Here is an 8,385-nt window from a genome sequence, read left to right on the forward strand (position 1 = left end):
CGCCCGCTCCCGGGACCGGCACCGAAGTGAGCCCGAAGGGGTGGTTTCGGATGCCCGTCAGCGCGGCGCGCCCTCCCCTGCCCGACCTGCCTCGCGGAGGTCCTTCACCCGCTTGATCTTCCCGACCGAGCGCTCCAGGGTCTCCGGATCCACCACCTCCACGGCGACGGACACCCCCACGGACTCCTTCACGGCGCGGACCACCTCCGCGGCCGCCGCCTCGCGCTGCCCGGCCCCGGCCTCCCGGCGGGCCTCCACCCGTACGGTCAGGGCGTCCATGCGGCCCTCACGGGTCAGCCGGAGCTGGAAGTGCGGCGCCAGGGCGGGGGAGCGCAGCAGGATCTCCTCGATCTGGGTCGGGTAGAGGTTCACCCCTCGAAGGATGATCATGTCGTCGCTGCGGCCCGTGACCTTCTCCATCCGCCGGAAGGCCGGGCGGGCCGTTCCGGGCAGCAGCCGCGTCAGGTCCCGGGTGCGGTAGCGGATGATCGGCATGGCCTCCTTGGTCAGGGAGGTGAACACCAGCTCGCCGGTTTCGCCGTCGGGCAGCACCGCCCCGGTGAGGGGGTCCACGACCTCCGGGTAGAAGTGGTCCTCCCAGATGTGCAGGCCGTCCTTGTGGGAGGCGAATTCCTGCGCCACGCCCGGCCCGATCACCTCCGAGAGCCCGTATATGTCCACCGCGTCGATGCCGAGCCGGTCCTCGATCTCCCGGCGCATCTCCTCGGTCCACGGTTCGGCGCCGAAGACTCCCGTCCGCAGGGAGGTCGAGCGCGGGTCGATGCCCTGGCGTTCCATCTCGTCCAGCAGCGTGAGCATGTAGGAGGGGGTCACCATGATCACCTCCGGGCGGAAGTCCTGGATGAGCCTGACCTGGCGGTCCGTCATGCCACCGGAGGCGGGGACGACCGTACAGCCGAGGCGTTCCGCGCCGTAGTGGGCGCCGAGGCCGCCGGTGAACAGGCCGTACCCGTAGGCGACGTGGACGATCTGGCCGGGCCGGGCGCCCGCCGCGCGCAGGGAGCGGGCGACGACATCGGCCCACGTGGACAGGTCCCCGTCGGTGTAGCCGACCACCGTGGGGCGGCCGGTGGTGCCGCTGGAGGCGTGGATGCGGCGGACCTCGGAGCGGGGTACGGCGAACATCCCGAACGGGTACTGCCCGCGCAGGTCGGCCTTTGTGGTCGGCGGGAAGAGGGCGAGGTCGGCGAGGGAGCGACAGTCGTCGGGATGCAGCCCCGCCTTCTCGAAGGCCTTGCGGTAGAAGGGCACCCGCTCGTACGCGCGGTGCAGGGTCGCCCTCAACCGCTTCAGCTGGAGCGCCGCCAGCTCGTCGGCGCCCAGCCGCTCGCCTTCGTCGTGGAGATCCGCGTACGCCGTCATGCCGTCACCTCACCGAGAGCCAACCGAACGTTCATTCGGTAGAGTGCCGGACCCGGCGGGGTAAATCAATGACTCGAACGAGTGATCGTTACCGCCGGGCTCCTGAGCGGCGGCCGCCGGGGCGACGGCGTACGGTCGAAGGAGGTGCCCCCGACGGAGGAGGCGCGAAGGGAGGCGGCGGCCATGTCCGTCATCGACCCCGCGGTATCGGTGCGCCTCAGCGCGTCCGAGGCGCGCCGTCTGGCCGGGTTGCTGGCCGAGGTGGCCCACCTGCTGGAGGATTCCGGTCCGCAGCGACTCGCGGACGCCCAGGTCGACACGTTGGGCCAGGGTGCCGGCCGTCCCGAACTCGCCGGCTGGGCCCGCGGGGTCGCGGCCGAACTCCGCGCGCAGGTCTGACGGCGGCGGGCGCGTACGCGGAGGCCGGCACGGTGGGGCGCCGGCCGTCACCGCGCGCCGAGGCCCGGCCGCGCGCGAAGGCGCATCGCGCCGGCGCCCGGGAACGCACGGCGTCCGGGAACGCACGGCGTCCGGGAACGCACGGCGTCCGGGAACGCACGGCGTCCGGGAACGCACGGCGTCCGGGAACGCACGGCGTCCGGGAACGCACGGCGTCCGGGAACGCACGGCGTCCGGGAACGCACGGCGCGCGGGAACGGACGTCAGCCGGGAACGGACGTCAGCCGGGAACGGACGTCACCCGCGCAGGGCCGCTGCCCCGCGGGCCCCGCGGCGTGCCGGGGCGCGTCGTCGAAGGGCGCCGTCAAACCGGCGCCGTCGAACCCGCTCAGCTCGTGGAGTCCGCCTCCGTCGCCACCGTCCGCGCCCAGCGGTAGTCCGCCTTGCCGCTCGGCGAGCGCTGGATCGCCTCGGTGATGACCAGTTGGCGCGGGATCTTGTACCCGGCCAGCCTGGTCCGGCAGTGGCTCTGGATCGCGTCCAGCGTGGGCTCGGCCGCACCCGCCCGTACCTGCACCACCGCGGCGACGTGACTGCCCCACGTCGGGTCCGGGACGCCCGCGACCAGCGCGTCGTACACGTCCGGATGCGACTTCAGCGCCTGCTCGACCTCCTCCGGGTAGACCTTCTCGCCGCCCGTGTTGATGCACTGCGAACCACGTCCGAGGACCGTGACGATGCCCTCCTCGTCCACCGTCGCCATGTCACCGAGCAGCACCCACCGCTCCGCGCCCTTGCGGAAGAAGGTCTCGGCGGTCTTCGCCGGGTCGTTGTAGTACCCGAGCGGGACGTGGCCGCGCTGCGCGAGGCGGCCCGGGACGCCCACCGCCACCGGCTCGTACGTGACCGGGTCCACCACCCGCGTGCGGTCGTTGACCTCCAGCCGGAAGCCCCGCTCGGGACCGGAGTCGTTCGTCGCCTTGCCGTTGGAACCGGACTCCGACGACCCGAAGTTGTTCAGGAGCAGCGCGTTCGGCACCAGCCGCTGGAACTCGGCGCGCACCGTCTCCGACATGATCGCCCCGGAGGACGAGACGCTGAACAGCGAGGACAGGTCCGTCCCCTCCATGGGCCCGTTGAGGGCGTCGATGAGCGGCCGCAGCATCGCGTCGCCCACCAGCGACACGCTCGACACCTTCTCCTTCTCGATGGTGCGCAGGACCTCCTCCGGGACGTACTTGCGGTGGATGACCACCCGCTGCCCGTAGTTGAAGGCGATGAACGAGGTCAACGTCGAGGTGCCGTGCATCAGTGGGGGAGCGGGGAAGAAGGTGAGGCCGGCTCCGCGCGAGGCGACCCGCTCGGCCAGCTCCTCCGGCCGCTTCACCGGTTCCCCGGTCGGCTCCCCGCCGAAGAGGCCCGCGAAGAAGAGGTCCTCGGCCCGCCACATGACGCCCTTGGGCATGCCGGTCGTACCGCCGGTGTAGATGATGAACAGGTCGTCGGCGCTGCGCGCCGGGAATCCGCGACCGGGAGATCCGGCCGCCTCCGCGTCCCGGTACGCGACGGGCTCGATCGCCGGCCGCGGGGCCCCCTCGGGCACCTCCCCGACCCGGATCAGGTGCCGGAGCCTCGGCGTCTGCGGCAGCGCGGCCGCGACGCGCTCCGTGAACTCGCCCTCGAAGACCAGGGCCGCGAGGTCGGCGTCGTTGTAGAGGTAGACCAGTTCCTCCTCCACGTAACGGTAGTTGACGTTCACCGGCACGAGTCGGGCCTTCAGGCAGGCCAGGACGGTCTGCAGGTATTCGACGCCGTTGTACAGGTGCAGGCCCAGGTGCTCCCCGGGCTCCAGCCCGCTGTCCAGCAGGTGGTGGGCCATGCGGTTGGCCGACGCGTCCAGTTCGGCGTAGGTGAGCCGGCGCTCGGCGCCGCTCCCCGGGTGGTCCACGTACACGAGGGCCTCGCGGTCCGGGACCACGTCCACGACCGACTCGAACAGGTCGGCAAGGTTGTACTCCACCGTTCCTCCTGACCCTGGTGACATCTGGTGCCGGGCCCGTGTCCGGGCCCGGTCCGGTCCGCTTCGGCGGTCATTACAGCGCCGCCGCACGGAAGTGGGAAGGGAGTCGCCCAAGAAAACTGACTGTGTGTCAGAAAACTATTGAACTGCACCCGCCCCTACTGCAACCTGTTCTAGGTCTTGAGACGGGAGGACGGCAATGGGTGGGACGGAACACCTGACCGTGGAACGCCACGGAGCCACGCTGGTGCTCACCATGAACAGGCCGGAAGCGAAGAACGCGCTCTCGCTTCCGCTGTTGGTGGGGCTGTACGACGGCTGGTTGGAGGCGGACGCGGACGACGGGATCCGCTCGGTGGTGCTCACCGGGGCGGGCGGGGACTTCTGCGCCGGCATGGACCTGAAGGCCCTCGCGGGGAAGGGCATGGCGGGGGACCAGTACCGGGACCGGCTGAAGGCCGACCCGGACCTGCACTGGAAGGCGATGCTCCGCCACCACCGGCCGCGCAAGCCGGTGATCGCGGCCGTCGAGGGGTATTGCGTCGCGGGCGGCACCGAGATCCTTCAGGGCACCGACATCCGGGTCGCCGGCGCCGGGGCCACCTTCGGGCTCTTCGAGGTCAAGCGCGGCCTGTTCCCGATCGGCGGCTCCACGGTGCGGCTGCCCCGGCAGATCCCGCGCACGCACGCCCTGGAGATGCTGCTGACCGGCCGCCCCTACCCGGCACAGGAGGCGGCCCGGATCGGGCTGATCGGACGTGTCGTCCCCGACGGGACCGCCCTGGAGACGGCCCTGGAGATCGCCGGACGGATCAACGCGTGCGGGCCCCTGGCCGTCGAGGCCGTCAAGGCGTCCGTCTACGAGAGCGCCGACATGACGGAAACGGAGGGCCTCGCGGCCGAACTGACCCGGGGCTGGCCGGTCTTCGACACCGCCGACGCGAAGGAAGGCGCCCGGGCCTTCGCCGAGAAGCGACCGCCGGTGTACCGCCGAGCCTGACCCGCCGGCCGGCCGGGCCGGTCGCCGGCTCCCCGGCCGGGCCCCCGCCCGCCGCCCGCGTCGACGGCTCGCGCCCGCCGCCGCCGAGTGACCGTCCGTCCCCGCCGAGCGACCATCCGCCCCGCCGAGCGACAGTCCGTCCCCGCCGCGCAACGGCCCGACCGGCCCGAACCGGGCACCGACCGGACCCCGACCGCCCCGCCCCCCCCGTCCCGGAGAATCGGAGACCCCCATGACAGCCGCCGCGTCCCCACCCGAGGTGCTGCGCGCGCCCCTCGTCGTCGAGTTCCCCTTCACCCGGTCCCTCGGCCCCGTCCAGAGCGCCTTCCTCACCGGACTGCGCGAAGGCGTCGTCCTCGGCGTGCGGACCTCCGACGGCAAGGTGATGGTGCCGCCCACCGAGTACGACCCCGTCACCGCCGAGGAGGTCCGCGAGCTCGTCGAGGTCGCCGCCACCGGCACCGTCACCACCTGGGCCTGGAACGGCGAACCCCGCCCGCAACAGCCCCTCGCCACCCCCTTCGCCTGGGTCCTGGTCCGGCTCGACGGCGCCGACACGGCGATCCTGCACGCCCTCGACGCCCCCGGTCCCGAAGCCGTCACCACCGGCATGCGCGTCCGCGTCCGTTGGGCCGAACGGCGGACCGGCGCCATCACCGACATCGCCTGCTTCGAGCCGGACGCGGGACCGTCCGACGGGGAGCCCACCGCCCCCCGGCGCGACGCCACCCCCCACGACGGGCACTTCGCCGACGCCGTCACCGGCATCGTCGCCGAAGCCCGCCTGGACTACACGTACAGCCCCGGCCGCGCCCAGACCGCCTACATCGGCGGCCTCTCCGAGCGCAGGACCGTGGGCGAGCGCTGCCCCTCCTGCCGCAAGGTGTACGTCCCGCCGCGCGGCGCCTGCCCCACCTGCGGGGTCGCGACCACCGACCGCGTCGAGGTCGGCCCCGCCGGGACGGTCACCACCTACTGCATCGTCAACATCAAGGCGGCGCATACGGCGAATCTCGACATCGAAGTCCCCTACGTCTACGCCCACATCGCCCTCGACGGAGCCGACCTCGCCCTCCACGGCCGGATCGGCGGCATCCCGTACGACCGGGTCCGCATGGGCCTGCGCGTCGAACCCGTGTGGACGGACGGCGGCCGCTACCCCGACCACTACCGCCCCACCGGCGAGCCGGACGCGGACTACGACGCGTACAAGGAGCTCATCTGATGCCCGCCACGCCGAGGACGCAGCGGTACGCGCGAGAGGTGGCCGTCATCGCCTTCGCGCAGAGCGACCACCTGCGCCGCACCGACGAACTGAGCGAAGTCGAGATGGTCATGCCGGTCCTCCACCAGGTACTGGCGCGGACCGGCCTCAAGGCGAAGGAGATCGGCTTCACCTGCTCCGGCTCCAGCGACTACCTCGCCGGCCGGGCCTTCTCCTTCACCATGACCCTGGACGGGGTCGGCGCCTGGCCCCCGATCTCCGAGTCGCACGTCGAGATGGACGGCGCCTGGGCCCTCTACGAGGCCTGGGTCAAGATCCAGACCGGCGAGGCGGACACCGCGCTCGTCTACTCGTACGGAAAGTCCTCCCCGGGCCCCCTGCGCGACGTCCTCACCCGCCAGCTCGACCCCTACTACCTCGCCCCGCTCTGGCCCGACTCCGTGGCCCTGGCGGCCCTCCAGGCCCGGGCGCTGATCGACGCGGGCGACACCGACGAGGACGCCCTGGCCGCCATCGCCGCCCGCAGCCGGGCGGCCGCCGCTGACAACCCGCACGCCCAGCTCACCGGCGAGGTCCCGCAGGGCGACTACCAGGTGGCGCCGCTGCGCACCGGCGACTGCCCGCCCATCGGTGACGGCGCGGCCGCCGTGATCCTGGCGGCGGGCGACGTGGCCCGGCGGCTCTGCGAACGCCCCGCCTGGATCACCGGCATCGACCACCGCATCGAGGCCCACGGGCTCGGCCTGCGCGACCTCACGGACTCCCCGTCCACCCGTCTCGCCGCCGAACGCGCCGGGTTCTTCGAGGCTCCCGTCGACACGGCGGAACTCCACGCGCCGTTCACCTCGCAGGAGGTCGTGCTCCGCAAGGCCCTCGGCCTCGGCGACACGGTGGACGTCAACCCCTCGGGCGGCCCGCTCGCCGCCAACCCGGTCATGGCCGCCGGCCTGATCCGGATCGGCGAGGCAGCCGCCCGGATCCACCGCGGCGAGTCCGACCGGGCCGTCGCCCACGCCACCTCCGGACCCTGCCTCCAGCAGAACCTGGTCGCCGTCCTGGAAGGAGACCCCCGTTGAGTACGACGAGCACGACGGGCAAGGAGCCGGTGGCCGTCGTCGGCATCGGCCAGACCAAGCACGTGGCGGCCCGCCACGACGTGTCCATCGCCGGGCTGGTCCGCGAGGCCGCGACCCGCGCCCTCGCGGACGCCGAACTGACCTGGGCCGACATCGACGCGGTCGTCATCGGCAAGGCCCCCGACTTCTTCGAGGGGGTGATGATGCCCGAGCTGTACCTGGCGGACGCCCTCGGCGCGGTCGGCAAACCGATGCTCCGCGTGCACACGGCGGGCTCCGTCGGCGGCTCGACCGCCCTCGTCGCCTCCAACCTGGTCGCCGCCCGCGTCCACCGGACCGTCCTGACCCTCGCCTTCGAGAAGCAGTCCGAGTCCAACGCCATGTGGGGCCTGTCCCTGCCCGTCCCCTTCCAGCAGCCGCTGCTCGCCGGCGCGGGCGGGTTCTTCGCCCCGCACGTGCGCGCCTACATGCGGCGCACCGGCGCCCCCGACGCGGTCGGCTCGCTCGTCGCCTACAAGGACCGGCGCAATGCGCTGAAGAACCCCTACGCCCACCTCCACGAGCACGACATCACCCTGGAGAAGGTCCAGGCGTCGCCGATGCTGTGGGACCCGATCCGCTACTCGGAGACCTGCCCGTCCTCCGACGGCGCCTGCGCGATGGTCCTCACCGACCGGGCGGGCGCGGCCCGTTCGCCCCACCCGCCGGCGTGGGTGCACGGCGGCGCCATGCGCAGCGAGCCGACCCTGTTCGCGGGCAAGGACTTCGTCTCCCCGCAGGCGGGCAAGGACTGCGCGGCGGACGTCTACCGGCAGGCCGGGATCACCGACCCGCGGCGGGAGATCGACGCGGTGGAGATGTACGTCCCGTTCTCCTGGTACGAGCCGATGTGGCTGGAGAACCTGGGCTTCGCGCAGGAGGGCGAGGGCTGGAAGCTCACCGAGGCCGGTGTCACCGAACTCGACGGGGACCTCCCCGTGAACCCTTCGGGCGGGGTCCTGTCCACCAACCCGATCGGCGCCTCCGGCATGATCCGCTTCGCGGAGGCGGCGCTCCAGGTCCGGGGCCGGGCAGGGGAGCACCAGGTGCCGGACGCCCGCCGGGCGATGGGCCACGCCTACGGCGGCGGGGCGCAGTTCTTCGCGATGTGGCTGGTGGGGTCCGAGCCCCCGACCACCTGACCGGCGCCGCCCGCGCGCACCGGGTGGGATCCGGTCGGGAGCACGGGCCGGCGGGGGGATGGCCGGCGGGCTGCCGCGCGGTGGCCGCCCGGTGGCCGCGC

Annotated in this window: 7 protein-coding genes; 5 read left to right on the plus strand and 2 right to left on the minus strand. The window is 73.0% G+C overall.

The genetic code is table 11. The features are described from left to right. Positions 1–57 precede the first annotated feature (57 nt). Positions 58–1,383, minus strand: coding sequence for a phenylacetate--CoA ligase PaaK (paaK, locus tag NOD94_RS27330; protein ID WP_281208778.1), 1,326 nt, complete (start codon positions 1,381–1,383; stop codon positions 58–60). 81 nt (positions 1,384–1,464) lie between these two features. Here paaK and NOD94_RS27335 point away from each other — a divergent pair, with 81 nt between their 5' ends. Then, positions 1,465–1,782 carry a hypothetical protein gene (locus NOD94_RS27335; RefSeq protein ID WP_281208779.1) on the plus strand — a complete coding sequence of 106 codons (318 nt, stop codon included), beginning with the start codon at positions 1,465–1,467 and terminating at the stop codon, positions 1,780–1,782. 388 nt (positions 1,783–2,170) lie between these two features. Here NOD94_RS27335 and NOD94_RS27340 read toward each other — a convergent pair whose 3' ends face one another. Beyond that, positions 2,171–3,802, minus strand: a complete 1,632-nt coding sequence (locus tag NOD94_RS27340) for an acyl-CoA synthetase (RefSeq protein ID WP_281208780.1) — start codon at positions 3,800–3,802, stop codon at positions 2,171–2,173. Positions 3,803–4,001: 199 nt separating this feature from the next. Between NOD94_RS27340 and NOD94_RS27345 the strand changes: the two genes are divergently transcribed. The 4 genes from NOD94_RS27345 to NOD94_RS27360 all read left to right on the plus strand — a co-directional run bounded on the left by NOD94_RS27345 (position 4,002) and on the right by NOD94_RS27360 (position 8,284). Continuing rightward, positions 4,002–4,802 carry a crotonase/enoyl-CoA hydratase family protein gene (locus tag NOD94_RS27345; RefSeq protein WP_281208781.1) on the plus strand — a complete coding sequence of 267 codons (801 nt, stop codon included), beginning with the start codon at positions 4,002–4,004 and terminating at the stop codon, positions 4,800–4,802. Between the two features lie 232 nt (positions 4,803–5,034). Beyond that, the gene (locus NOD94_RS27350) at positions 5,035–6,027 is read left to right on the plus strand and encodes an OB-fold domain-containing protein (protein WP_281208782.1); all 993 of its coding nucleotides are present in this window, start codon (positions 5,035–5,037) and stop codon (positions 6,025–6,027) included. Then, positions 6,027–7,103 carry a thiolase domain-containing protein gene (locus tag NOD94_RS27355; RefSeq protein WP_281208783.1) on the plus strand — a complete coding sequence of 359 codons (1,077 nt, stop codon included), beginning with the start codon at positions 6,027–6,029 and terminating at the stop codon, positions 7,101–7,103. Before NOD94_RS27350 ends, NOD94_RS27355 begins: the two co-directional genes overlap by 1 nt. Further along, positions 7,100–8,284 carry a thiolase domain-containing protein gene (locus NOD94_RS27360; RefSeq protein ID WP_281208784.1) on the plus strand — a complete coding sequence of 395 codons (1,185 nt, stop codon included), beginning with the start codon at positions 7,100–7,102 and terminating at the stop codon, positions 8,282–8,284. The genes NOD94_RS27355 and NOD94_RS27360 overlap by 4 nt, the downstream gene beginning before the upstream one ends. Positions 8,285–8,385: the final 101 nt, after the last annotated feature.

The organism is Streptomyces sp. Isolate_45, assembly GCF_024721315.2.
Classification (GTDB): domain Bacteria; phylum Actinomycetota; class Actinomycetes; order Streptomycetales; family Streptomycetaceae; genus Streptomyces.

Coding starts and splice junctions, on each gene's coding strand:
- paaK (WP_281208778.1), bottom strand. CDS start 1,383: ATGACGGCGTACGCGGATCTCCACGACGAAGGCGAGCGGCTGGGCGCC.
- NOD94_RS27345 (WP_281208781.1), top strand. CDS start 4,002: ATGGGTGGGACGGAACACCTGACCGTGGAACGCCACGGAGCCACGCTG.
- NOD94_RS27350 (WP_281208782.1), top strand. CDS start 5,035: ATGACAGCCGCCGCGTCCCCACCCGAGGTGCTGCGCGCGCCCCTCGTC.
- NOD94_RS27355 (WP_281208783.1), top strand. CDS start 6,027: ATGCCCGCCACGCCGAGGACGCAGCGGTACGCGCGAGAGGTGGCCGTC.